26 protein-coding genes are annotated in these 23,803 nt (G+C 71.7%); 13 read left to right on the top strand and 13 right to left on the bottom strand.

Going from position 1 to position 23,803, the window contains the following annotated elements; all coding sequences use genetic code 11:
* Positions 1-35: 35 nt before the first annotated feature.
* The 5 genes from ACILSK_RS19995 (at position 36) to ACILSK_RS19975 (ending at position 4,455) form a co-directional block, all read left to right on the top strand.
* Positions 36-812: a class I SAM-dependent methyltransferase gene (locus ACILSK_RS19995; protein WP_395728937.1), complete on the top strand. Its 777-nt coding sequence runs from the start codon at positions 36-38 to the stop codon at positions 810-812.
* 190 nt (positions 813-1,002) lie between these two features.
* Positions 1,003-1,941, top strand: a complete 939-nt coding sequence (locus ACILSK_RS19990; protein ID WP_395728936.1) for a hydroxymethylglutaryl-CoA lyase — start codon at positions 1,003-1,005, stop codon at positions 1,939-1,941.
* A 26-nt stretch (positions 1,942-1,967) separates the two neighbouring features.
* Positions 1,968-2,192 carry a hypothetical protein gene (locus ACILSK_RS19985; RefSeq protein ID WP_395728935.1) on the top strand — a complete coding sequence of 75 codons (225 nt, stop codon included), beginning with the start codon at positions 1,968-1,970 and terminating at the stop codon, positions 2,190-2,192.
* Between the two features lie 48 nt (positions 2,193-2,240).
* Positions 2,241-3,383: an MFS transporter gene (locus tag ACILSK_RS19980; RefSeq protein WP_395728934.1), complete on the top strand. Its 1,143-nt coding sequence runs from the start codon at positions 2,241-2,243 to the stop codon at positions 3,381-3,383.
* 88 nt (positions 3,384-3,471) lie between these two features.
* Positions 3,472-4,455 (top strand): endonuclease/exonuclease/phosphatase family protein, encoded by a 984-nt coding sequence (locus ACILSK_RS19975; protein WP_395728933.1) that lies wholly within the window; start codon positions 3,472-3,474, stop codon positions 4,453-4,455.
* On the opposite strand, the gene ACILSK_RS19970 is transcribed toward ACILSK_RS19975, so the two are convergent.
* Positions 4,439-4,942: a metallophosphoesterase family protein gene (locus ACILSK_RS19970; RefSeq protein WP_395728958.1), complete on the bottom strand. Its 504-nt coding sequence runs from the start codon at positions 4,940-4,942 to the stop codon at positions 4,439-4,441. The two genes, ACILSK_RS19975 and ACILSK_RS19970, sit on opposite strands and share 17 nt — an antisense overlap.
* A 92-nt stretch (positions 4,943-5,034) precedes the next feature.
* On the opposite strand from ACILSK_RS19970, the gene ACILSK_RS19965 reads away from it, so the two are divergent.
* On the top strand, positions 5,035-6,135 hold the full coding sequence (locus tag ACILSK_RS19965) for a serine hydrolase domain-containing protein (protein ID WP_395728932.1): 1,101 nt from the start codon (positions 5,035-5,037) through the stop codon (positions 6,133-6,135).
* A gap of 52 nt (positions 6,136-6,187) precedes the next feature.
* Here ACILSK_RS19965 and ACILSK_RS19960 read toward each other — a convergent pair whose 3' ends face one another.
* From ACILSK_RS19960 to ACILSK_RS19950, 3 genes are all read right to left on the bottom strand, one after another.
* The gene (locus ACILSK_RS19960; RefSeq protein ID WP_395728931.1) at positions 6,188-6,337 is read right to left on the bottom strand and encodes a hypothetical protein; all 150 of its coding nucleotides are present in this window, start codon (positions 6,335-6,337) and stop codon (positions 6,188-6,190) included.
* Positions 6,338-6,464: 127 nt separating this feature from the next.
* Positions 6,465-6,671, bottom strand: a complete 207-nt coding sequence (locus ACILSK_RS19955; protein WP_395728930.1) for a DUF6186 family protein — start codon at positions 6,669-6,671, stop codon at positions 6,465-6,467.
* Positions 6,668-7,087, bottom strand: coding sequence for a hypothetical protein (locus ACILSK_RS19950; RefSeq protein WP_395728929.1), 420 nt, complete (start codon positions 7,085-7,087; stop codon positions 6,668-6,670). The genes ACILSK_RS19955 and ACILSK_RS19950 overlap by 4 nt, the downstream gene beginning before the upstream one ends.
* Before the next feature lie 204 nt (positions 7,088-7,291).
* On the opposite strand from ACILSK_RS19950, the gene ACILSK_RS19945 reads away from it, so the two are divergent.
* The 3 genes from ACILSK_RS19945 (at position 7,292) to ACILSK_RS19935 (ending at position 8,959) form a co-directional block, all read left to right on the top strand.
* Positions 7,292-7,705, top strand: a complete 414-nt coding sequence (locus tag ACILSK_RS19945; RefSeq protein WP_395728928.1) for a VOC family protein — start codon at positions 7,292-7,294, stop codon at positions 7,703-7,705.
* Positions 7,706-7,791: 86 nt separating this feature from the next.
* On the top strand, positions 7,792-8,799 hold the full coding sequence (locus ACILSK_RS19940; protein ID WP_395728927.1) for a 1-aminocyclopropane-1-carboxylate deaminase: 1,008 nt from the start codon (positions 7,792-7,794) through the stop codon (positions 8,797-8,799).
* A 10-nt stretch (positions 8,800-8,809) separates the two neighbouring features.
* Entirely contained in the window at positions 8,810-8,959 is a 150-nt protein-coding gene (locus tag ACILSK_RS19935; protein ID WP_395728926.1) for a VOC family protein, read from the top strand.
* On the opposite strand, the gene ACILSK_RS19930 is transcribed toward ACILSK_RS19935, so the two are convergent.
* Positions 8,923-9,921, bottom strand: coding sequence for a cupin domain-containing protein (locus tag ACILSK_RS19930; protein ID WP_395728925.1), 999 nt, complete (start codon positions 9,919-9,921; stop codon positions 8,923-8,925). The two genes, ACILSK_RS19935 and ACILSK_RS19930, sit on opposite strands and share 37 nt — an antisense overlap.
* An 81-nt stretch (positions 9,922-10,002) precedes the next feature.
* Here ACILSK_RS19930 and ACILSK_RS19925 point away from each other — a divergent pair, with 81 nt between their 5' ends.
* Together ACILSK_RS19925 and ACILSK_RS19920 are read left to right on the top strand one after the other, a co-directional pair.
* The gene (locus ACILSK_RS19925; RefSeq protein ID WP_395728924.1) at positions 10,003-10,842 is read left to right on the top strand and encodes an NmrA family transcriptional regulator; all 840 of its coding nucleotides are present in this window, start codon (positions 10,003-10,005) and stop codon (positions 10,840-10,842) included.
* A 7-nt stretch (positions 10,843-10,849) separates the two neighbouring features.
* Entirely contained in the window at positions 10,850-11,314 is a 465-nt protein-coding gene (locus ACILSK_RS19920; protein ID WP_395728923.1) for an anthrone oxygenase family protein, read from the top strand.
* Position 11,315: 1 nt separating this feature from the next.
* On the opposite strand, the gene ACILSK_RS19915 is transcribed toward ACILSK_RS19920, so the two are convergent.
* Complete coding sequence (locus ACILSK_RS19915) at positions 11,316-12,101, bottom strand: M35 family metallo-endopeptidase (RefSeq protein WP_395728922.1); 786 nt, start codon at positions 12,099-12,101, stop codon at positions 11,316-11,318.
* Positions 12,102-12,271: 170 nt separating this feature from the next.
* Positions 12,272-13,027, bottom strand: a complete 756-nt coding sequence (locus ACILSK_RS19910) for a hypothetical protein (protein WP_395728921.1) — start codon at positions 13,025-13,027, stop codon at positions 12,272-12,274.
* A 134-nt stretch (positions 13,028-13,161) separates the two neighbouring features.
* Between ACILSK_RS19910 and ACILSK_RS19905 the strand changes: the two genes are divergently transcribed.
* A complete protein-coding gene (locus ACILSK_RS19905) occupies positions 13,162-13,935 on the top strand; it encodes a DUF427 domain-containing protein (protein WP_395728920.1) in 774 nt (257 codons plus the stop codon).
* On the opposite strand, the gene ACILSK_RS19900 is transcribed toward ACILSK_RS19905, so the two are convergent.
* The 5 genes from ACILSK_RS19900 to ACILSK_RS19880 form a co-directional block, all read right to left on the bottom strand.
* Entirely contained in the window at positions 13,923-16,364 is a 2,442-nt protein-coding gene (locus ACILSK_RS19900; protein ID WP_395728919.1) for a M28 family peptidase, read from the bottom strand. The genes ACILSK_RS19905 and ACILSK_RS19900 overlap by 13 nt on opposite strands.
* Positions 16,365-16,423: 59 nt before the next feature.
* Positions 16,424-17,386 (bottom strand): NAD(P)-dependent alcohol dehydrogenase, encoded by a 963-nt coding sequence (locus tag ACILSK_RS19895; protein ID WP_395728918.1) that lies wholly within the window; start codon positions 17,384-17,386, stop codon positions 16,424-16,426.
* A complete protein-coding gene (locus ACILSK_RS19890) occupies positions 17,386-17,622 on the bottom strand; it encodes a helix-turn-helix transcriptional regulator (RefSeq protein WP_395728917.1) in 237 nt (78 codons plus the stop codon). Before ACILSK_RS19890 ends, ACILSK_RS19895 begins: the two co-directional genes overlap by 1 nt.
* Positions 17,616-18,050: a hypothetical protein gene (locus tag ACILSK_RS19885; RefSeq protein WP_395728916.1), complete on the bottom strand. Its 435-nt coding sequence runs from the start codon at positions 18,048-18,050 to the stop codon at positions 17,616-17,618. Before ACILSK_RS19885 ends, ACILSK_RS19890 begins: the two co-directional genes overlap by 7 nt.
* A gap of 674 nt (positions 18,051-18,724) precedes the next feature.
* Positions 18,725-19,762, bottom strand: coding sequence for an alpha/beta hydrolase family esterase (locus tag ACILSK_RS19880; protein ID WP_395728915.1), 1,038 nt, complete (start codon positions 19,760-19,762; stop codon positions 18,725-18,727).
* Positions 19,763-20,431: 669 nt separating this feature from the next.
* Between ACILSK_RS19880 and ACILSK_RS19875 the strand changes: the two genes are divergently transcribed.
* The gene (locus ACILSK_RS19875; protein WP_395728914.1) at positions 20,432-21,766 is read left to right on the top strand and encodes an MFS transporter; all 1,335 of its coding nucleotides are present in this window, start codon (positions 20,432-20,434) and stop codon (positions 21,764-21,766) included.
* Between the two features lie 61 nt (positions 21,767-21,827).
* Here ACILSK_RS19875 and ACILSK_RS19870 read toward each other — a convergent pair whose 3' ends face one another.
* The gene (locus tag ACILSK_RS19870) at positions 21,828-23,696 is read right to left on the bottom strand and encodes a Na+/H+ antiporter (protein WP_395728913.1); all 1,869 of its coding nucleotides are present in this window, start codon (positions 23,694-23,696) and stop codon (positions 21,828-21,830) included.
* Between the last annotated feature and the right edge of the window lie 107 nt (positions 23,697-23,803).

The raw sequence follows: 23,803 nt of genomic DNA, 5'->3' as shown, positions 1-23,803 counted from the left end.
GATCCGATACTGGGTGCCGAGCCTGAGGAGCTGACATGCCCGACTGGGACGGCGCCGGATACGAACGGATCAGCGGGCTGCAGCGCAGGCTGGCCCGGGAAGCACTGGACGGACTGGAGTTCCGGAGTGACGAGCGGGTGCTGGACGTCGGTTGCGGCGACGGGTACATCACCCGGATCATCGCCTCCCGGCTGCCGGCCGGGTCGGTGGTCGGGGTGGACGCCTCGCCGCGGATGATCGAGGTCGCCCGGTCCCGGCCGGACCCGCCCGGTGCCGAGACGCAGTTCCTCGTCGCCGACGCCCGCGACCTGCCGTTCAGGGGTGAGTTCGACACCGTTGTGTCGTTCAATGCCCTGCATTGGGTGACCGATCAGGGGGCGGCGCTCACGGCCATCGCCCGGAGCCTCCGACGGGTCGGGCGGGTGGTCGTTCAGCAGGTCTGTGCCGGTCCGCGGCGAAGCCTGGAGCAGACCGCGATGCTGGTGTGCGCACAGCCGCGCTGGGCGGCGGAGTTCACCGGGTTTGCCGTCCCGTTCGTCCATCTCGACCCCGCCGGCTATCCGAGGCTCGCGGCGCAGGCCGGGCTCCGGGTCATCGACCAGCAGGTCAGGGACGTCCGCTGGGACTTCGGCTCCCGGGCGGCGTTCACCGACTGGTGCACGGTCGGGTTCGCCGACTGGACGGCCCGGCTGCCGCCCGCGCAGGTCTCCGCCTGGGTCGATGACGTGGTCGACGCCTACCAGGCCGAGGTGGGCGAACCCGGGCTGTTCCGCTTCCTCCAACTACGGGTCGCGATGACGGGCCCGGGGTGAACCTGGGTTGGCGGCCGGCCCGCCCGGCCCGCCGGCGGCCCCATCGCCGGGGGCGGAGTGGCGGCGCGTGGCGATTCGGCCGGCGACGGGTCGGGGACGTCGCGGGCCTGCGCGTCGTCCCCGCGGGACAGTGTGCGCCGGATCGATCCGGCCGGACACTGGAAGCCGAACCAAGGAAGTAGGTCGGACGATGATGGAACTGCCCACCCGGGTCGACGTGCGCGAGGTCGGGCCGCGGGACGGCCTGCAGATCGAGGCGCCGATCGGCACGGACGAGAAGATCCGGCTGATCCGGGCGCTGGTCGCGACCGGCGTGCAGCGGATCGAGGCGACCGCGTTCGTCTCGCCCCGGGCGGTGCCGGCCATGGCCGACGCCGAACGCATCGCCGAGTACGTGCAGTCCGTGCCGGGCGTCGAGTGGTCCGGGCTCGTCGCCTCTCCCCACGGCGCCGAGCGAGCCATCGCGACCGGACTGCGCACCATCGAATACGTGGTCTCCGCCTCCGACGGGCACAGCCAGGCCAACGCCCGACGCTCCACCCAGGAAGCGGTGGACGCCGTCGCGCAGGTCGCGTCGATCGTGCACGACGCCGGCGGCCGGCTCGAGGTGATCATCGCGGTCAGCTGGGACTGCCCGTTCGACGGGCCGACCGACCCGCAGCGGACCGCGTCCATCGCGGCCCGGGCGCTGGAGCTCGGCGCCGACCGGCTGTGCTTCGGCGACACGATCGGCACCACCACGCCGGTACGGGTCTGGCGGCTGCTCGACGCGGTCCGGACGGCGATCGGCGGCGCTCCCGGGGCCGATACCGTTCCGCTCGGCGCGCACTTCCACAACACCCGCGGCACCGGCATCGCCAGCGCGTTCGCCGCCCTGCAGGCCGGGGTGACCCAGCTGGACGCCTCGGTCGGCGGCCTCGGTGGCTGCCCCTTCGCGCCCGGCGCCAGCGGAAACATCGCCACCGAGGAACTGGTCTACCTGCTCGACGACGCCGGCATCACCACCGGCGTGGATCTGGACAAGGTCCTCCAGGCGTGCGTCGTGGCCACCGAACTGGTCGGACATCCGTTGGAGAGCGATCTGTTCCGGGCCGGCGGGCGCAACCGCCCGCGCGGAGTTCCGGCGTAAGGGGCGAGACGGCTCGGGAGGCGGTCATGTCGGCGGTCTGGCTCGTCGCGGCCACGGTGCTGCTGTTCGGTGTCGTGCTCGGCGGGCTCTGGTGGGCGGCCCGCCGGAGCCGCGGCCGGGCGGCCGCGGGCGCGGTCACCGGTCCGTTCGAGGAGATCTGGCATCCGGCCGCCCACCAGGCCCGGATCGAGATCCAGGTGCAGGACGAGCGGGTGATCCCGAACCCGCAGCCCGGCGATCCCCCGAGCTGATCGCCGGGGCCGGCCGCACCCCGTACCCTCAGCGGGTCGGGAGGGTCGATGCTGCGCATTCCGGGGATGCCCGCGCTGGTCGCGATGTCCCTGCTGGGCTTCACCTCGTTCTTCCTGACGCTGTCCGCGCTGCCGGTGTACGCGGTGGGCCAGGGCGTGCCGGAGGCGCTGGCCGGTCTGGTCACCACGGTCATGCTGGTCGCCACCGTCGCCTGCCAACTGCTGGTGCCGGCCGCGGTCCGCCGGATCGGGCAGCCGGCCACCCTGGCCGTCGGGCTGATCGCGCTCGGCGCGCCCACCCCCCTGCTGCTGCTGCGCGACGACCTGTGGTGGCTGCTGCTCCTGTCGGCCGTCCGTGGGCTCGGGTTCGCGATTCTGACGGTGCTCACCCCGCTCGTCGCCACGCAGATCGCGCCGCCGGGCAGCCACGGACGCGCGATCGGCCTGTACGGGCTGGCGGTGGCCGTCCCCAACATCTTCGCGGTGCCCGCGGCCGTCGCGCTGACCGAGGCGGGCCACTTCGCCGTCGTCGCCGGGCTCGGCGCGGTGCCCCTGCTGGCGCTGCCGCTGGTTGGCCGGTTCCCCAAGCCGCCGCCGCGGGGTCAACGGCGAGCCGGTGCCGCCCGGCCACCGGTGTGGTCCCTGGCCGGTGTGCTGGCCCTGCTGTTGGCGACGACGCTGGCCGGCGGCGGCATTTTCGCCATCGTCCCGGTCCAGCTCGCCGGTTCGGGCGCCGTGGTGACGTGGGCCCTGCTGCTGCTGGGGGTCACCTCCGCCCTCGCCCGCTGGCGGGCCGGCAGTCTGGCCGATCGCGCCGGCCCCGCCCGCCTGTTGCCGGCCGTCGCGGTGATCGGTGCGCTCGGCCTGGCGCTGCTCGCCTGGGGTGCCGCCGGCACCGTCGCGTGGTCCGCCGTCCTCGTCGCGGGCGGCGCCGCGGTCTTCGGGATCGCCTACGGCGGGGTGCAGAACCTGACCCTGCTGCTGAGCTTCGACCTTGCCGGTCCCGAACGCCGGGCGGGCGCGAGTGCCGCGTGGAACGCCACGTACGACGCCGGTACCGCCGTCGGTGCCCTGCTCATCGGGGCGGTCGCCGCCGGTTCCAGCCTGACCACGGCCATGGTCGGCTGCGCCCTGCTCGTCCTGGTGTCCGCGGTCGCGGCGGTCCTCGCCGCCCGCGGGGCCGGTCAGTAGGGGTCGCCGTCGCCGAAAACCGAGCGACAGAAGGGCGTCTGCGCGCCTACCGTAAGGGTAGAGAAGTTGTCGCGAGGGGGTGGCAGCGATGCCGGTGACGCGTCACGTCGCATGGTGGAACCTGGAGAACCTGTTCGACGAGGAGAACTCGCCGTTCCGCACGGAGAAGGTCAAGCGCACCCTCGGGGACAGCCTGAAGGGCTGGACGCCGGTGCTGCGCGACCTGAAGATCAAGCAGCTGGCATCGGTGATCGCGCAGATGAACGACGGGGCCGGCCCCGATCTGCTCGGCGTCTGCGAGGTCGAGAACCGTCGCGTGCTCGACCTGCTGGTCGCTCAGCTCGCCGCCCTGCTGCCGAACCGGGTCTACGCGATCGTGCACGCCGACACCGACGACGCCCGGGGCATCGACGTCGCCTTCCTGTACGACCCGCGACAGTTCGAGGCACCCGAGGACGAGGTCTTCTTCCATGTGGTGATGCGCCGCAACGCCACCCGGGAGATCGTCCAGGTCAACTTCCGGACCCGGCCGGGCGGCCGGACCTGGGCGGTGTTCGGCAACCACTGGCCCTCCCGGAGCGGCGGGGCGGCCGAGTCCGCCGGCTTCCGGGACATCGCCGGCGAAACCCTGGCCTACTTCCACCAGCGTGTCCTGGAGGTGCACGGTCCGGCCACCCCGGTGCTGGCGATGGGCGACTTCAATGACGAACCCTTCGACGCCTCGCTGGTCATCCACGCGCTGAGCACCCGGCAGCGGCAGCGCGTGCTGCTGGCCGACACCCCGCGGTGGTGGAACCTGATGTGGCCGATCATGGGTATCGCCGACGGCAGCTTCTACTACGAGAACCAGCCGAACATGCTCGATCAGTTCCTGGTGAACCGGCAGATGGTCGTCGAGCAGGCGGTCGTGCGGGCCGAGCCGGCCTCCGCGGCGATTCTGCGCTTCCCGGGGACGGTCGTGCCGGGTGACTACCCCAAGCCGCGGCCGTTCGGCGGGATGGGTCAACCGGTTGACCCCAAGGGCTTCTCCGACCACTTCCCGATCGGCATGCGGGTCACCGAGGCCGATTGAGCCGGTGCAGCACGACGTCGTCCAGCACACCGCCGGCGATGCGCGCGGTCAGGTAGGTGCAGTGCGGCTGCCGGCGCCGGTCGGTCGGTGATCCGGGATTGAGCAGCCGAAGTCCGTTCGGCGACAGAGTGTCCCACGGGATATGGCTGTGCCCGAAGACGAGCACGTCGGCGTCCGGATAGTCCGCATCGGCCCGCCGTTCCCGGCCCTCGCGCCCGCCGGTCTCGTGCACCACGGCGAGCCGCAGGCCGCCGATCGTCACGCGGGCGACCTCGGGCAACCGCCGCCGCAGTTCCGGGCCGTCATTGTTGCCCCACACCGCGACCAGCCGGCGGGACCGCGCCTCGAACTCGTCGAGGAGTGCCTCGGCGACCCAATCCCCGGCATGGACGACCACGTCGGCCGCGTCGACCGCCGCCCAGACCTGTGCGGGCAGCTCACGGGCCCGCTTCGGCACGTGGGTATCGGCGACGGCGACCAACCTCAGGGCGGACATCGGACCCCGGCCTTGACGCAGATACTGCGATATCGCATCATATCTACTACGTACTCGTACTATTTCTGATGGAAGGCGAGCCGATGCCCATGTCACCGATCTTCGCACCGCCGGCGGGTGTCGACGCCGATCTGGCCGGCCGGGTGGAGCAATTCCGGCTCCGGCACCGAATCCCCGGCCTGAGCGTCGCGGTGGTCCGACCTGGCGGTACGGCGACCGTCGCCGGCGGCTTCGCCGACCTCACCGCGCGCGCTCCGGTCACCCCCGACACCCGCTTCCCGTGGTTCTCGATGACCAAAGTGGCCACCGCGACCGCCGCGATGACGCTGGTCGATCAGGGTCGGCTCGACCCGGATGCTCCGGTCGGCGAGGTACTGGACGACTCCCGCACCGGCGGTTGGCGCTTCAATCCGACTGCCCGGCAGTTGATGAACCACACGGCCGGGCTGCCGAATCCGCTCCCGCTGCGGTGGATCGAGGTGGCGGGCGAGCCGGCCAACCGCGCGGCCCGGCTCCGGGCCGACCTGGTGCGGCGCAGTCGCCCGACCCGCCCGCCGGGTGGGCCGGCGGCCTACTCCAACCTGGGCTTTCTCGTGCTGGCCGAGGTGATCTCGCGGGTGTCGGGTCGCCCGTTCGAGGACTACCTGCGGGCGGCCGTGCTCCAGCCGCTCGGCATGCGGGCGTCCGGGTTCGAGCACGTGGCCGGAGCGGCCGCGGCGACCGGGTACGTCCGGGTGCCGCCCCCGTTCGCCCCGTTGCTCCGGATCGTGCTGCCGAGCGGGGTCATCGGCGATCGGTCAGGTGACCTGGTGGCCCTGCGCCGGTTTCGGGTGATCGGCGCGGGCTACGGGGGTCTGATCGGGCCGGTGTCGGACGCCGCTCGACTCGTCGGCCTGCATCTGGCCGACGGTCGGGTCGGTCATCGCCAGATCCTCACCGCCGGATCGGCCCGGTCGATGCGCGACATCCGTTACCCGGGAAAGCGCTTCGATCTCGGGTTGGGCTGGTTCCGGCCGGTGGCGGCGAGGTCGGCGCAGCCGGCGTTCGTCGAACACTGGGGCACCGGCGGCGGCTTCCACCACGTCATGCGGCTGTACCCGGAGCGGGGGGTCGGAGTCGTCGCCATGGCCAACACCACGCACGGGTACGACCACGACGCGCTGATGCACCAGGCTCTGGCATGACAGAAGGATGGTGCCGCCGTGCGGACACCATCCTTCGTTCGATATCGCGGGATCAGCGAAGCGACCCCAGCTGGCGCTGCGCAACGACCAACAGTTCGTTGCGCACCGTCTGCGACGGTGCCTCCGCGATCGCCTTGTTGATCAGCCGGCGGGACTTTCGCTCCGCCAACCGTTCCGTCATCGACCTGCGACTCTTCATCATCGTTCAGCGCTCCTTCGTACGCGTCGTTCTGTTCGTTACAGACACTAGTAATGACGTCGTGACCCCCCGGAAGGATGCCCGAAACAGATGTGAACCCCCTCACCGCTCTGGACAAGCTGTCGAATCGTCAGGCCGACCGGGCGAGCACGTGGAATCCGACCCACCACCAGACCAGCAGCACGATCACCCGGCCGACCCGGCGGCGGGTCGCCGCGTCGGCCAGCGCGGTGGGGGTGGCGACCGCCGACGGACGGCGGGACGACACCAGCACCAACGTCACCAGCGCGAGACCGACCACGACGTACCCGGCCAGGAAAACGGTCCGCCCGGTCATCGCCGCGCACCGCCGCCGTGGGCCGCGGCGGCGCCGGCCGGCGCGCGCGACCGGCCCACCAAAGCGGCGCCCGCCGCAAACCAGAGCAGGTAGCCGGCGAACCGGAACCACCACTGGGTGCCGGCGAGCGGGCTGATGATCGAACTGAGCGTCGGGAAGTCCTCGCGCGGCGTCCGGAACAACGCCAGCAGCTCCCACCCGGTGCCGGCCACGATGACGACCAGCCAGGGGGCGACCCGGCGCCGCCCGAGCGCGGGTCCCGCCGGCCGGGAGGGCGGTCGGAGGGCAGCCCAGCCCGCCACGACCAGCGGCGGCAGCGTGGCCAGCATGGCCGGCCACGTCAACGGGGTGAACAGGGCCGCGACCGCGGCGTAGCCGACCGCCACCACCGACGTTCCCAGCACCGTCCGAGGCACCGGCCGAGCGTACGGGCGACCGGGCGGGTGGATGCACCGGGCCGGGACCGGCCGCGGGATGGACCATCGCATCCCAGCGGCCGGCCGGCCGAACGGGCAACCATCGGGCCCGGACGAAGGTGCCGTTGTCGGAGGCGATGAGTACGGTCCACGACGACGGTCAAACCCAGGACCGCACCACGATGCACTCGGAAGGATCTGCTGATGTCCACCACCCTGAACCCGTACCTGAACTGGCGTTCCTCGGCCCGGGAGGCGATGGAGTTCTACCACTCGGTGTTCGGCGGCGAGCTGACCGCGAGCACGTTCAAGGAATTCGGGATGCCGGTCGAGCCCGGCGAGGAGGAGCTGATCATGCACAGCCAGCTCGTCACCCCCGACCTGACCCTGATGGGCGCCGACACGCCGAGCCACATGCCACTGTCCGACAACCCCAACGGGAGCGTCTCGTTGTCCGGCGGGGCCGAGGACGAGGCCCAACTGCGCGGGATCTGGGATGGCCTGGCCGCCGGCGGCACGGTGACGGTGCCGCTCGAGAAGGCGCCCTGGGGCGACTACTTCGGCATGCTGGTGGACAGGTTCGGGGTGAACTGGTTGGTGAACATCGCGGGCTCCTGAGTCGCCGCCGGGAGCGCATGCGGCGGCGATCCGGCTCCTGCGTCGCCTGATCGCCGCCGGCATTCCCGGCTCAGTAGAGTGCGTCGATGGCCCTGGACGATTTCCCCCGCTATCCCCTGCTGTTCGGTCCCAGTCCGGTGCACCGGCTCGACCGGCTCTCCGAGTACCTCGGCGGTGCCTCGATCTGGGCCAAGCGCGAGGATGTGAACTCGGGCCTGGCGTTCGGCGGCAACAAGACCCGCAAGCTGGAATACCTGGTGCCCGAAGCCCTGGCCCAGGGGGCCGACACGCTGGTTTCCATCGGCGGCGTCCAGTCCAACCACACCCGGCAGGTCGCTGCCGTCGCGGCCAAGCTCGGCCTGAAGGCCGTGCTCGTGCAGGAGAAGTGGGTGGACTGGGACGACCCGGTGAACGACAAGGTCGGCAACATCCTGCTGTCCCGGATCATGGGCGCGGACGTCCGGCTGGACCCGAGTGGATTCGGTATCGAGTTCAAGGACAGCTGGGATCGCGCGTTGGACGACGTGCGCCGGTCCGGGGGCGTGCCCTACGCGATTCCGGCGGGCGCGTCCGACCACCCGCTGGGCGGTCTCGGCTTCGCGAACTGGGCCGAGGAGGTGCGGCAGCAGGAGGACGAGCTCGGCGTCTTCTTCGACACGATCATCGTCTGCAGCGTCACCGGTTCCACCCACGCCGGGATGATCGCCGGGTTCGCCGGCCAGGACCGGCCGCGCCGGGTGCTCGGCATCGACGCATCGGCGAAAATCGACGCGACCCGGGAGCAGGTCGCCCGCATCGCCCGCAGCACCGCGGAGTTGATCGGGCTGGGCCGGGACCTGCGCGACGACGAGATCACCGTGCTCGACGGCTGGGCCGGCGACCTGTACGGCATCCCGGTGCGGTCCACCATCGACGCGATCACCCTGACCGGCCGGCTGGAGGGCATGATCATCGACCCCGTGTACGAGGGCAAGTCCATGGCCGGTCTGATCGACCTGGTGCGTCAGGGCGAGATCGGCAGGGAATCGACCGTGCTCTACGCCCATCTCGGCGGGCAGCCGGCGCTGAATGCCTACTCCGGCATCTTCTCGTAACGGTCTATCGGTGGAGGAGCGGCACCGGCACCGGGATCGGGCCGTCGCCATCGGGGCGGAGGTGCTGCACGACCGGTCGGAGGAAGGGCAGGCGCGGCTGTTCGTGCTGGCCGACCCGGCCGGTCACCCGTTCTGCCTCTTCGTCACCGACATCGGCTGATCCGGTCCGGCCGTGAGTGCCACGGCCGGGGCGATCAGCCGGCGTCGGTGAGCGGCCGGGCTGTGCCCGTATTCCCGGGAGAAGGCGGCGCTGAGCGCGAATCCCGACGAATAGCCGACGCGGGCAGCGATCGCATCCAGGGTGAGCGCCGGGTCGGCCAGCAGATCCCGGGCCAGCGCGAGCCGCCAGCGGGCGAGATACCGCAGGGGTGGCTGCCCGACCAGCCGGCCGAACCGCTCGGCCAGGGTGGCCCGGGAAACCGTCCCGACCCTCGCGAGATCGGCCACGGTCCAACCCTTTTCCGGCCGGGTATGCATCGCGTCGAGCGCGGCCGCGACCGCCGGGTCGGTGACGCCGGCGAGCCACGGCGCCCGGGCCGGCGGGTGCTCGGCCGCCCATGCCCGGATCGCCTCGATCGTCACGATGTCGATCAGCCGGTCGAGCACGACGCTCTGCCCGAGGCCGTCCCGGCTCAGTTCGCGGTGCAGGTGGGTGATCAGCGCGGCGTCGATCCGCCCGGCGGGCACGACCGCCAGATCCGGCAGCACGTCGGTGACGAACCGGCCGACGCTGCCGGCGTCCGGGTAACTGGCCACGATCACCGTGTCCGGTCCATCCGGGTCGTTGCCCCAGTGCCGCAGACCGTGCGCATAGGTGACGTGCAGCGGCCGGCCGTCCGGCGTGATGCAGCGCTGGCCCGGTTCGATCCGGGCGATCGCCGGACTCCCGGCCCGATCGCTCACCCGGTACGGGTGGGGACCGCGGACGAGCGCGATGTCGCCCGGGTGCAGGTCGTGGCCGGCGTCCCTCGCCTCGATCCGGCACCGGCCGCCGGTGACGACCATCAACGTCAGCGCGGACTCATCGGCGATGTGCACCGCCCACGGTGGCCGCATGGTCATCAGCAGGCCGAACGCTCGCTCGGCCCGCGGGTGGGCGAACAGCTGGGACAGCGGATCCACTCGAGCAAGCCTAGACGTTGGAGTATGAAAGAGCGAGTCTGCATCATTCAAAGTCCGGACAATCGGCGGTGAGATGAACCCATGAGCACATCCACGGTTCTCGTCACCGGCGCCACCGGCCGCAGCGGCCGTCGCGTCGACCACCTGCTCCGGGCTCGGTGCGTGCCCACCCGGCCGGGCTCTCGATCCGCGCCGCAGCCCTTCGACTGGCACGACCGGACCACCTGGCCAGCCAATCTCGACGGGTGCACGGCCGCCTACCTGTGCTATTCGCCGGACCTTGCGTTCCCGGGCGTCGACGCGATCATTGCCGAGTTCACGGCCGCTGCCGTCGAACGCGGGATTCGCCGGCTGGTGCTGCTGTCCGGCCGCGGCGAGGCGGGTGCCCGGGCCTGCGAGGACATCGTCCTGAATGCCCCGGTGGCCTCGACGGTGGTGCGGTGCGCCTGGTTCCAGGAGAACTTCAGCGAGCACTTCCTCCGCGACGGGGTGCTGACCGGCCGGATCGCGATGCCGGCCGGCGCCGTCACCGAACCGTTCGTCAGCCTGGACGACGTCGCCGAGATCGCCGTCCGGGCGTTGACCACCGGCGGATTCGACGGGCGAGTGGTCGAACTCACCGGGCCGGAGTCGATCGGCTTCGAGCGGGCGGCGACCATCCTGTCGGCCGCGCTCGGACGGGAAATCGCCTATCAGCCGGTGGATGGGGCGACGTTCGTGAGCGAGGCGGTGGCGGCCGGGCTGGATCGGTCCGACGCCGAGAGCCTGGGTGCTCTGGTGACCGACGTGCTGGACGGTCGCAATCAGGCGACCACCGACACCGTTGGACGGGTGCTCGGCCGGCCGGCGACGACGTTCGAGCAGTACGCCCGGCGGGCCGCGGCGGCCGGGGCCTGGGCCCCCGCCGGCGCCGTCCGGTGAGGTCGTCATGAGCGTGGACGCGACGGCCGTGGCCACGACCCTGGCGGCGGTCGCCACCGGCCTGACCGCCGGTGTCTACCTGGCCTTCTCGGTGCTGGTGATGCCGGCGCTGGCGGCCGCTCCCCCGGCGCCGGCGCTGGCCGTGATGCAACGCATCAACCTGCTCGCGCCGCGGCCGGTGTTCGGGCTGGTGTTCGCGGCGGCCGCGATCGGCTCCGGGTGGGTGCTGGTGGCTCCGTGGATCGCCGGCCAGGATCGGCAGCCGTGGCCCACGGTCGGGGCGGCGCTCTCGCTGACCGCGTTCGCCGTCACGGCCGCGGCCAACGTGCCGTGGAACCGCCGGATCGCGAATCTGGACGGGTCGTCCCCGGCGGATCTGCGCAGCTGGCAGTCGATCTCGGTGCGGTGGCGGTGGGCCAACCACCTGCGCGGCGGCTGCGCCACGCTGGGTCTGATCGCGTTCCTGATGTGAGTCAGACGGTCGCCGCCAGGTCGTCGATGACGTGCGACCAGGCGTCGACGTTGTGGATCGCGTCCGGGACGGGGCATTTCTCGGTCTTGCTGGCGCCCTCGCTGCAGTACATCTCCAGCCACGGCTTCTCGGCGTTCGCGTCCAGCTTCGCCAGGTGGGCGGCCTCGTGGATCAGCATCCGAACCGTGGAGGCGACCGGGTGCAGGTCGGGGTTGAAAAACCGCGGGCAGAGTACGATCATCGTCCGCGCCTCGTCGACATGGGCGACCGCGCCGCCGTTGCAGTGCTCGTCCTGGCAGGTGCCGGCCTGGATCGGGGCCTGGGTCAACGCCTGTTCGACCGAGCGGATGGACCGCGCCAGCGCGCGCCGGGTCCGGGCGCTCATCCGGATGGTCACCCCGAAGTAGTCCCTGGCGACGCGGACCACCGACGCCTCGTTCCCGGGCATGTCCACCGCGACCGCCGCGTTCGCGCACACCCGCAGAGCGGCCTGCCGGACGACGCGCAGGACCTGCGACTGGGCTGGGCTGAAGACCGTCTGCGCCCGGGCGGCGTCCACCGCCTCGCCGACGCAGAAGTCCTTCTTGGCGCGTTGCCGGTCGATGTCGCGCATGAGATGCCGGACGGCGCCGTTGCCGGCCGTCCGTTGCAGGGCGAGCAACTGCGCCGCGGTGGAACCGGTGTCCGGCGCCGAACCGTGGGTGGCCGGCCGGGCCGGAACCTCGAGCCGCTTCGCCATGACCAACCGGGCCGGGCGGCTCGGCCCGGCGGTCGTGGTGCTTCTCACTGCATCTCCCTCTCCGCCGCACCGGAGCGATTCCTGCGCTGAGGGTTCTTGGTGCCCGCTCGACCAGCCTCGCCCACCGGTTCACGGTCCGGTCGCCCGAGGTTCGCGCCAAGAACCGATCGGGTCGCCCATGGGGCACGGCATGCTGCCCGAAAGGGCACCCGGAACCGTCAGCCGTGGCCGGGCGGCGGTGCGCCGGCCGGGGCTCCGTTCGACGCCGCCGCCGACGACGCCGGGGTCGAGTCGGCTGACTCGGCCGTGATGGCCGTCCGGTCCGGGGCGGCCGGCGGAACCTCGTCGGCTCGGTAGCCGTCGGCGCGGTCGTCGTCGGCCTCCTGCTGCCGCTCCTCGATGCGCTTCTTCACCCGGCCCAGCCCCGGTACCGAACCGATCAGCTCGTTCAGCTCCTTCGAGACATCCAGCAGGTCACGCAGATCGGGCGCGACCGTGGCCAAGGTATCCAGCACCGGCAGGATGTCGCGGTCCAGCTTGCCGACGATCGAAGGCAGCATGTCGATCAGGGCGACCAGCGCGTCGATCTCGTCCTGGCTCGTGGTGGTGGCCAGCCGGGACACGGCCGGCTGCAGCTGGCGCAGGATCGGTTCGTAGGTCAGCACGATCGGCTCCAGCCGGGCGGTCAGTGCGGCGGCGACGTCCACCACGACACCCGTCCGGTCGACCAGTCCGGCGGCGTTCCGGCGGACGTCGTCCACCCCGGCCTGGATCTCGCCCACCCGGTCCAGGACCACCGCCACCCGGGCCTGGATCACCTCGACCTGGCCGACCACCCGTTGCACCCGGCCGATCAGGCCCTCGACGTCGGCGACGATGGTCACCAGTCGCGGCACCAGGCCGACCGCGGTCTGTACTGCGTCGAAGGTCTGACCGGTCAGCCGGAGCACGTCGCCAGGTCCGGGGATGCGCATCTCGACTCCGTCCGACGGGGCGCCGGCGCAGCGGTGCGTCGGCGGCGTCACCGACTGTACGGACCCGTCCGTCCGACCGTCGGCCCGGTCGGCGGCCACCGTCACGACGGGACCGGTGGCGCGCACTATGAGGGATGAGCCGAACCGATCCTCCGACGACCTTCCCGCCCGCGGCCGCCCGCACGGACGACGTCGCCCCCGTCCCCCGCCGGATCCGTGGGCGGCTCGGTGGGCGAACGATCTTCGACACCACTCGCGCCCGGTATGTATGGGAATGGTCGCACTACCCGCAGTACTACGTGCCCCGCGACGACGTCGATCCGGACGTGCTGGTCGACGAGGGAGTGCGGCACCAGGGCCGACGCGGCACCGTGCAGGTGCATGGACTCCGGGTCGGCACGGTGCACCGACCCGGGGCCGGCCAGGTGGTCGTCGACTCGCCCCTGGCCGGCGTCACCGGCACCGTGCGGTTCGACTGGGGCGCCCTGGACGCCTGGTACGAGGAGGACGAGGAGGTGTTCGTCCACCCCCGGAACCCGTACGTCCGGGTGGACGCTGTGCGCTCGTCCCGGCATGTCCAGGTTCGGCTGGGAGATGCCGTGCTGGCCGAGTCGTCCTCCCCGGTGCTCGTGTTCGAGACCGGCCTGCCCACCCGGTATTACCTGCCCGCGTCGGACCTGCGGCACGATCGGCTGACCCGGTCGACCGGCACCGAAACCGCCTGCCCGTACAAGGGAACGACGTCGTACTATCTGTCCGCCCGCCGTGGCGACGAGACCGGGGACGACATCGTGCCCGACGTCGCGTGGTGCTACTCGTTCCCGACCGCCGCGGTGGCGCCGATCGCCGGCCTGGTCGCGTTCTACCCGGACAAGGTCGACGTGCTGGTGGACGGTCAGAAGGTGTAGCTCCGGCCCACGACGGTCATCTCGGACGTGTGCGAGCCGGCGATACCCACGCCGGGCGGGCGAGGGGTGAACCCGGGCAGCCCGGCCAGGCCGTCCGCGCCGTCGAGCACCCGCAGGTCGACCGGGCCGGTCGTGCCGAGTTCCAGGGTGACGTCGACGCCGTCGGCCGGCGGGGCATGGAACACCACGGACAGTCCGTCGGCGAGTTCGCCGGCCGGCACGTCCCGACCTTCGAACGTCGCGCCCAGCACCGGGGCGCCGGTCAGTCCGAGGTAGACGAGGCGGGCCGGGCGCTGCGGGGTGACCTTGAGGGTCAGCGTGCGGGTATCCCCGCTGGTCGTGTCGTCCACGATCGTCACCCGCGGGGCCGGCAGGTCGGCCGGTTCGGCGGGACCGACCGTCACCGGCCCGCGGATCAGGCCGAAGGTGTCGGCCGGGGTGCCCGGCGCGGTCACGTACCGGCTCACCCACTCCCCCGGGTGGGCGTCGGTGCTGACCCAGCGGGCCTGCCCGGTGTCGCTGTCCAGGACGTAGGCCAGCTCGGCGGGGTCCGGGTGGTCGGCGTCGAAATGGTCGACCCGCAGGCCGATCCCGGTGAATACCAGCGCGGCGGCCGCCGCGGCCAGGGCCGGGACGGCCGCCCACAGCCGGTGCCGCTGCGGTTCGGGTTCGGGCTCTGCCGAGCTCTCCCCGGTCGGCGCCGGTCCGGGTGTGGACAGCCGCGCGGATGAAGTCGTCGACTCCTGTCCCACCGTTCCCATGTCCGGGGAGTTGATCCGCGCAGGCGTCGTTGATCCGCGCGGCAGGGGTGGGTAGAGGAGGTCGAGGACGGGCAGGAGGGCCAGACCGAGCATGACCGCGAACAGCGCGGCGGCGGCGCCGGTGGCCAGGCCCAGCGCGGGGAAGAACAGGTACACCGTCGGCGCGAGGATGGTCACCGCGACGACGCCGGCCAGCAGGCTCGCGGCGATCCGCGGCCAGAATCCGGGCCAGGTGATCGTCGCCGCCGCCCCGAGCGCCCCGGCCAGCGCCGGCAGTGCGGCCAGGTAGGAGCCGCCGGGAACGACGGCGGCCATCACCAGACCGAGCAGGGCCAGCAGGCCGAAGGCGCCGACGATCAGCGGCCACGGGCCGATCCGGTGGCGCAGCAGGCCGAACCAGGCCAGCACGACCACCGCCACCAGGGCGACGACGGCCGCCCGGAACCAGCCCGGCCACCACGGGTCGAGCATGTTCGCGTAGCCGGGCCGCAGCAGCACCAGCAGGGCCCAGAAGCCCTGCGCGGCCAGCGGGGCCGCGATGAGCGGGACGGTGGCCAGGCCGAGCCCGCCCAGCAGGCGGAGCGGGCCGGCCACGCCCCGGCGCACCGCCGACCAGGCCGCCACCAGCACCGCGAGCAGCGCGGCGACGGCCAGCGGCCACACCAGCCATCCTGGGTACCGGACCAGCCCGCCGAGTGCCGGGAAGTAGGTCGCGTCGCCGGAGGCCGGCACCGACAGCGCGGCCAGGTCGGCGGCGGCCAACGCCCGGGTCAGCGCCAGCGCGTTGTCGCCCTCGTGCTGCAGGCTGGCCCGGTCCATCGACTGCGGGGTGTCCTCGGGAGCGTGGTACACCCCGGACCCGTCGATGTACGCCGAGTTCAGCCCGGTGAACCGGCCGGTGTCCAGGAACGGGGTGAAGTCGGTGTTGTTCGGCAGGATCCGGTACACCTCGACGGCCAGGCTGGTGGCGACCGGCTTCTCGACCGCCGACCCGTACACCGAGACGAGATCGGCATTGCCCGGGCTCGTCTCGAACATCACCGACGGCCCGGTCGAGCCACGCGATTCGACGTTGAGCACCACCGCCCGGCCGGCGGCCAGCGGGTCGTTCGACACGAAGGACTCGGCCCCGCACAGGCACGCCTCCTCCGCGTCGGTGAACAGCAGGATCACGTCGTTGGTCGGTGCCGGGCCGGTGCCCAGCGCGCGAGCGATCTCCAGCAGCGTGGAGACGCCGGCGCCGTCGTCGTTGCCGCCGTGCGAGACCTGCACCGAGTCGTAGTGCGCCATCAGGATCAGCGTGCCGGTGGGGGCGCGGCCCGGGATCCGGACGACGACGTTGCGGGTGTCGGCCATGCCGTACTGGCCGCCGAGCTCGCTCGTCCCGCCGATCCCCTCGCGCACCTGCGGGTCGAGCCCGAGTCCGGTCAGGGAGTCGACGATGTAGTCCCGGACCTCGGTGGCCGCGGCCGATCCGGCCGGATGTTCGCGCAGGCCGATCCGCTGGACATGGACGAACGCGCGGTCGGCACTGAACTCGTCGGCCGGCGCGTCCGCCGCGCGCGGTGCGGGCGGGATGACCGCGAGGACGCAGACCACCCCGAGTACGGCGAGCGCCGCCAGCATCAGCAGCCCGGCGACGACCCGGGCGCGGGACGCGATCTGCATGCGGCCATCGTCGCGCACGATGATCGGCGCGGCCGGGCGAGAGCCGTCGGTCCGGCGACTCACATGGTGATGATCACCTTGCCGGCCGCCGCCCCGGTCCAGGTGACGGCAAGTGCGTCGGCGACCTCGCCGATCCCGAAGGTCCGGTCGATGACCGGTCGCAGCTCGCCCCCGGCGACCAGCGCCAACAACTGTTCGACGTCGGCGGAGCGGGTGACCACTGCCAGCGGCTTGAGTCGAACGCCGACGAACGGCGAGACGAACAGTGCCCGCAGCTGACGGTCGAACCCGGCGAACAGGCCGCCCTTGCCCTCGCCGCCGACGAGCACCGCGGTGCCCTTCGGGGCGAGCAGCCGGCGCAGGCCTGCCAGCCCCGTGTTGCCGGCGATGTCGATAACGGCGTCGTACCGGTTGCGGGTGCCGGCCAGGTACTCGTACCCGACGACCTGGTCCGCACCGAGATCCCTGACGATTTCCGTCTTGCTCGGGCGGCAGACACCGGTGACGGTGGCCCCGGCGCGAGTGGCCAGCTGGACCGCGTAGGTGCCGACGCCGCTGCCGGCCCCGGTGATCAACACCCGCTGCCCGGCCGCGATGCGGGCGGTGTCCCGCACCGCGATCAATGCGGTGCTGCCGGAGGTCGGCACCGCGGCCGCTTCCTCGAACGAGACCCCGTCCGGGATGCGCACCCAGCTCGTGCGCTTCGCCGCGCACAGCTCGGCGTAGGCGCCGCGCACCCCACCGGCCACCGGATCTCCGGGCCGCAGATCGGTGACATCGCGGCCGACGGCCTCCACCGTGCCGGCGGCGTCGATGCCGGGAACCCGTTGCCGGGGCCCACGCCAGCCCATGACCGGACGGACGAGCCAGGGCGTGCCGGTCATCAAATGACGAACGCCGGCGTCCACTGCCGCCGCCCGCACGCGGACCCGGACGTCGTTGGGACCGACGGTGGGCGGCTCGATCTCGGCGACCTCCAGGGTCTCCGGACCGCCGTACCGGTGTTGCACGATCGCCTTCATCACTGCTCCTGTGGGTGCTGATCCGGTTGGTACTGGAAGACGGCGTCGAGTCCGACGCCGAACACGTGGGCGATCCGGAACGCCATCTCCAGCGACGGCGAGTACCGCCCCTGCTCGATCGCGATGACGGTCTGCCGGGTCACGCCGATCCGATCGGCGAGCTCGGCCTGGGTCATCTCGTCGCGCGTGAACCGAAGGGCGCGAATGGAATTCGTCACCCGGGTGGGCTTCACCACGGCTGGAAGTTCTGCCGGTAGGCGGACAGCCGGGCGGCCGAACCGAGCACCGCGGACAGCACGAACGCCAGGTAGATGACGTTCGCGATCCAGAAGTACGGCGCCTGCAGCATGGTCATGATCAGTGCGGCAATGGCCCCGATCACGACGAACGCCTGCCCGACATGGTCACCGAACCGGTTGATCTCGTGGTCCCGCTCGTCGGTGCGCAGCGCGGCCTTGCCCTCCCGCCGGGTGCTCACCGCGAACCCGATCTCGGCGAGGACGGTCGCGACCACACTGCCGCCAACCGTCCACAACAGCGGCGCGACGTACGGGGTGTCCGCCACCGGATCGTGCAGGTTGGTCACAACGAGCACGACGTAGACCACGTACGCCAGCGTGCTGGCGATCATCATGGCCCACGCCCGCTTCTGGGCGATCGGCATCCGGACTCCCCGATGTACAAAATCTTTGACATCTCGAATGTAAAGCGAGTCAGACGTGATGTCAAGAATCTTTGACTCACCGGTGCGAACCGGCCGCGCGTCGCGGTCCATGAGCCGGCCCGCTGATCAGTCGGAGCCATCGGCGACCCCTATGCCCGAAATGCGACGTTGCTGCAGGCGCGGTGTGGTGCCGGGCTGATCGGTCGAAACCAAAGGTGACCGATATGCCTAATGCACCGTTTCGTCAGGCCGGGCCGATGGGTGCGCTGATCGAAGTCTCGAATTGACGCCCGATTTATCCGTATTGATGGGACTTGAATCAGCGCAGCCGACCCGAGGGCGCGCGGGCCGAGCCATGGATGGTTTCAGCCTGAGGGGACGGCTCCTGCCGTTCATCTCGGCAAGACCCGCCCGAAATGTCGGACTTTCCGCCGAGTTGATCAGCCTGACGCAGATTCGCCCACCCGCATAAGGTTTCAACCTGCGGGGACGGCCTTGCTGGGTCGTTCGCTGATCAACGTCGCAGATCTGCGTCCGAAAAGCCCGATTCAGCGGGACCTTGATCAGCGAAGAGAGGAGTTCCGGCCGGCTTGCCGCGCGGTGCGGAAAAGTGGCGGGTCAACCGGCCGACCGTGCGATAGGAGGCCCAACCGTCGTTCCGGCGGCGCAGGCTTTCAGTCGGGGTCGTCGAACCAGATCATCGGTGGGCGATCGGGCCGTTCCTTCGGGGTGGCGGCGCTGGGACCGGCGGCCCTGGCGGTGACGGCCCCGGCGGATGGCGCGGTCACGTCCGGCCGAGCCACCCAGTGCGGCAGCCTGTGCCGTTGGAAGAAGGCGGCCATCACCTCGGCTGCGCGGGGGCCCTTCGGGTCCACGAACGCGCCCTTTCGCTGCCCCCCGGACCAGGCGTGCCGCAGCCCGTCGATCCGCCAGTATTCCAGCACCCGGCGCCCACGAGCGGTGTACCAGCGGGTCCGGATACACCGCCGTCCGTCCACCACCAGCGCCCTGGTGGTCGCCAGCGGGCGCACCCGGTCCAGTCCGGTCAGCGGCGCGGCGTCGCGCGAGGCCAACCACTGGTCGACGATGCGATCCCCGTTCGGGGCGCGGACCACCGGGTCGTTGGTGCCGTGGATCAGCACCACGGGTGCCATCTCACCGCCGATGAGCGTGTGCGCGGGCAACGCGCCCTGGGCGGCCATCGCTCCGAGCGCGCTGAAACCTTGGGTGGCACTGCGGTAGGCGGTGGCCGAGTGCACTCCGGCGGCGGCGATCACGTCCGGGTACGTGGTGGCCAGGATGAGGGACATGGCGCCGCCGGCCGACAGCCCGGCGGCGTAGACCCGGCGCCGGTCCGCGTGCCAGAGTTCCTCCTCGGCGGTCACTTCCGCGACCAGTCCGGCCAGGATTGCCGGCTCGCCGCGGCCCCGGCCCTGATGTCCGGACTCGTACCAGCGCCAGCACCGCTGCAGTTGATGATGCCCGTCCTGGCGGGGGGCGACGATCATGAAGCCGTCGGCGTCGGCGGCGGCGACAAACCCTGATTCCTCGGCGAAATCGACCGGTCGCTGCTGACATCCGTGCAACAGCAAGACGACCGCGACCCGTCGACCGGGTGACGATCCGGACGGAAGGTACACGGAGTACTCGCGGGAGCCGTGCTCGCCCTGGAACTGGCGGTGGATCCATCGACCGGCCGGGCCCGACCCCATGGGTCCGGACCCCGGTGAGCGCGGAGCCGACCGAGCCCGCGGCGACAGCCGGGTTCGCGGGAATGAGGTCGTCCGCGGTGGCCGGGGCGACGGTTCCGGCGCCGGTGACGGCGATGGCGACGCCGGTGACGGCGCGAGTGCCCGCTGGCCGTGCGGGTTCCGCGGTGGTCGCGGCGAAATGGGCAAGCGCTGAGATCGGCTTGTCTGATAAGTCCGTAGCGTGGCCGGTGCCGCCGGTGCCGCCGGTGCCGCCGGTGCCGGTGGGTCTGGTGGATCCGGCGGCCCGGAGGTCTCGGGCGGCGGCTCGGCCGGCACGGCCGGGTTGGTCAGTTCCTTGTGCCGCAGTTTGGGCATGAGCCATTGCGGTCCGGTGCGGAGCATCTACAGGTCAACCCCATCCGACTGGTCGGCAGCCGCAACCGCGCTGTGCGGCACTGTCTCGCGCCACCGCGGGCCGTCCGGGCCGTACGGGACCCCATTGGGCGTCATGAAATGCTAGTCACGCTTCGTTGCCAACCGTCGGAGGCGACGCGGAGTGCCGCCTCGATCATGACCGCGGTCACCCGGTCGGCCGGCAAAACAGTGGAATCGAGCCTGGTCCATCGGGCAGCATCAGGACGTGCGGGCGCCCGAACCGGTTGGCCCCGCGGGACAACGGAGATGAAGGTCATGACCGAGCGCAGCATTCCCTCCCGCGCGACGCGCCGCTTGCGGCTGCCGCGGGCGCTGCGCCCGTTCCGCAGCGTGCAGTACCGATGGCTGACCACCGCGCTGGCCTGCTCGTTGTGCAGCGTCGGGATCTGGCTGGTCGCCTCGGTCTGGCAGGTCATCCAGCTCGGCGGTACCGCGTCCGACCTGTCCCTGGTCGCCTTCGGATCCGCGCTCGGCCTGACCTTGTCCGTGCTGATCGGCGGTGTCGTCGCCGACCGGGTGCCGCAACGCAAGATCCTGCTGGTGGTCGAGGCGGTCCGTGGGCTGGGCTTCGCGGTCGCCGCCGTCCTCGCGCTGACCGGCGTCGTGCAGATCTGGCAGCTGGCCCTCATCGGTCTGGTGCTCGGCCTGGCCGACGGCTTCTTCTACCCCGCGTACTCGGCCTGGTTGCCGGCGCTGGTCGCCCCCGACGAGCTGCTGGCCGCGAACGGCGTCGAGGGCATGCTGCGGCCCACCGTCATGCAGGGACTTGGCCCGGTCGTGGCCAGCCTGGTGATCGCCGCGTGGTCGCCGGGTGCGGCGTTCGCGCTGGTGGCCGTCCTGCAGGTGGGCACGGCGACGGCACTGTGGGTGATGAAGACCACCGCGGTCCGGCGCGACCTGGACCCCGACATCCATCCCCTGCGCAGCGCCGTCATCGACGTCCGCGAAGGCTTCGGCTACATGGTGCGCACCCGCTGGCTGCTGGCCACGCTGCTGTTCGCCACGGTGCTGGTGCTGATCGTGATCGGGCCGATCGAGGTGCTCCTGCCGTTCGCGGTCAAGGACCGGACCGGCGGCGGTCCCGGTGCGTTCGCGTTCACGCTGGCCGCCTTCGGCGTGGGCGGAGCGGCGGGTTCGCTGGTCGCGGCCAGCATCCGGCTCCCCCGCCGGTACCTCACGCTGATGATCCTGGCGTGGGGCGTCGGCTCGCTGCCGCTGGCGGTCATCGGGCTGACCACCGTGCTCGGCGTGATGGCCGCGGTCTGCTTCGTCGTCGGGTTCATCCACTCGGCCGCGCAGGTGATCTGGGGCACGCTGCTCCAGCGGCGGGTCCCGCCGGCGTTGCTCGGTCGGGTGTCCAGCCTGGACTTCTTCGTCTCGCTGGCCCTGATGCCGATCTCGATGGCGTTGGCCGGTCCGTTCGGCGACGCCGTCGGCATCACCCCGGCCTTCCTGATCGCGGGGGTGGGGTCCGCGGTGCTGGCCGTCGTCACCCTGTGGATCGCCAAGCTGGGCCCGGACGAACTCGCCCACCCGCTGGACGACCTGCCGGCGGCGGCCCCGGCGCCGGTGCCCTTGACCGACAAGTGAGTGCCGGGCCCGATGCCGGCGAGGGATCAGCCCAGGACCTAGGGTCCGCCCAGGACCAGGATCACCCCAGGACCTCGTGCACATAGCACCAACGCCACGCCTCCCCGGGCTCGAAGCTACGCATCACCGGGTGGTCGGTGGCGTGGAAGTGCCGGGTGGCGTGCCGCCGCTCGGACGAGTCGCAACAGCCGACGTTGCCGCAGGCCAGGCACAGCCGCAGGTGCACCCAGCGGGTGCCCTCGCGCAGGCAGTCGTAACAGCCTTGGGTCGAGTTGGGGGTGGCGTCGGCGGGGGCCTGGTCGAGGTCCGCGCACAGGCCGACGGCCGGCCGTGGGGTCAACAGGGTCCGCTCCAGGTCGGTCTCGGCCCGGCTCTCCCGCCGGTCGATCATCGACTCCTCGACGTCGAGCGCCTCCATCACGCCGGTGAGCACGTCCGAGTCCACCTCCCCCGCGTTGCGGATGCGCAGCACCTCGGCGCGCTCGGCCGCCAGCATCGCCGTCCGCAACCGGCGGTACTGCTCGCTGGGCGGCTCGTCGCCGGCGGTGTCACCGAGCCGTTCCCAGACCTGGTTGAGCCGCGATTCGCCGCGCGCCCGCAGGATGCGGACGACCTCGGGGTCGTCCGCGTCGGAGACGATCCGGTCGAGCTCATGCCGGCCCGCCTCGACGGCGGCCTGCAGCACGGTGGCCTCCTGAAGCGCGTCCTCCCGCGCGTCCGGTCCCCGGATGCCGAGCCGGCGGGCCAGCCAGGGCAGCGACAACCCCTGGATCAGCAGGGTGCCCGCGGTGACCACGAAGGCGCCCAGCACGAGAATCTCCACGTTGGGCACGGTGGCCGGCAGCACGAACGCGGCGGCCAGGGTCACCACCCCGCGCATGCCGGCCCACGACACGATGGCGCTGGTGCGCCACGACCAGCGGGCGGGGACCTTGTTGTGCGGGTGGATGATCAGCAACCGGCCGACCGGGAACACCCAGATCGGGCGGATCAGGATCACGGTGATCAGCGCGCCGACGCAGAACCCGGCGATGGTGGCCGTCGAGAGGTCGGACCGGCCGACGCTGTCCAGAATGCTGCGGACCTGCAGGCCGATCAACAGGAAGACCGTGTTCTCCAGCAGGAATTGGATGGTCTCCCAGTTGATCCGCTCGGTCATCCGGGACGTCGCGTCCTGGATCACCGGTGCCTTGTGACCGAGGACCAGGCCGGTGGTCACCACCGCGATCACCCCGGACGCGTGCACCTGTTCGGCCGGAAGGTAGGCCAGGAACGGCGCCATGAACGAGACCGTCGTGTCGACCAGGGGGTCTTTGATCTTGCGCCGGACCAGGGCCAACGCCAGCGCGATCAGCACACCGATGCCGACCCCGCCGGCGGCCGCCCACACGAAATCGAGGGAGATCCCCCACGCGGTGACGGCCCCGCCCAGCGCGACGACGGCCGTGCGCAACGCGACCAGCGCGGTGGCGTCGTTGAGCAGCGACTCACCTTCCAGGATGGTGACCACCCGCCTGGGCAACCCGATCCGCCGGGCGATCGAGGTGGCGGCCACCGCGTCCGGTGGTGACACGACCGCGCCGAAGGCGAAGGCGGCCGCCAACGGGATCGGCAACAGCAGCCAGGTCACCAGCCCGACGACCAGCGTGGTGACGATGACCAGGCCGACCGCGAGGCCGGCGATGGTGCGCCGGACGGCCCGGATGTCGACCAACGACGTGCGGATTGACGCCGCGTACAGCAACGGCGGCAGCAGCCCCACCAGCACCAGCTCAGGACTGAGTTCGAACGGTTCCACGAACGGCAGGAAGGAGGCGCCGATCCCGACGACCACCAGCAGCAGGGGGGCGGGCACCCCGACTCGGTTGGCCAGCACGCTGGCCGCCGTGACCGTGGCGATCAGCGCAAGAATCCACAGGGCGGTGTGCACCCGCAGATCGTCGCACCCCGGCGTCCGGGCCACGTCGACTGTCGGTGCCCTTCCAATCGGCCGAGCTTGCGAGGCCGCAATCCAGCACTGCGCTTCCCTAGGGTGGC

Source organism: Nakamurella sp. (assembly GCF_044224575.1).
Lineage (GTDB): Bacteria > Actinomycetota > Actinomycetes > Mycobacteriales > Nakamurellaceae > Nakamurella.
This window is presented reverse-complemented; position numbering and strand designations above follow the sequence as displayed.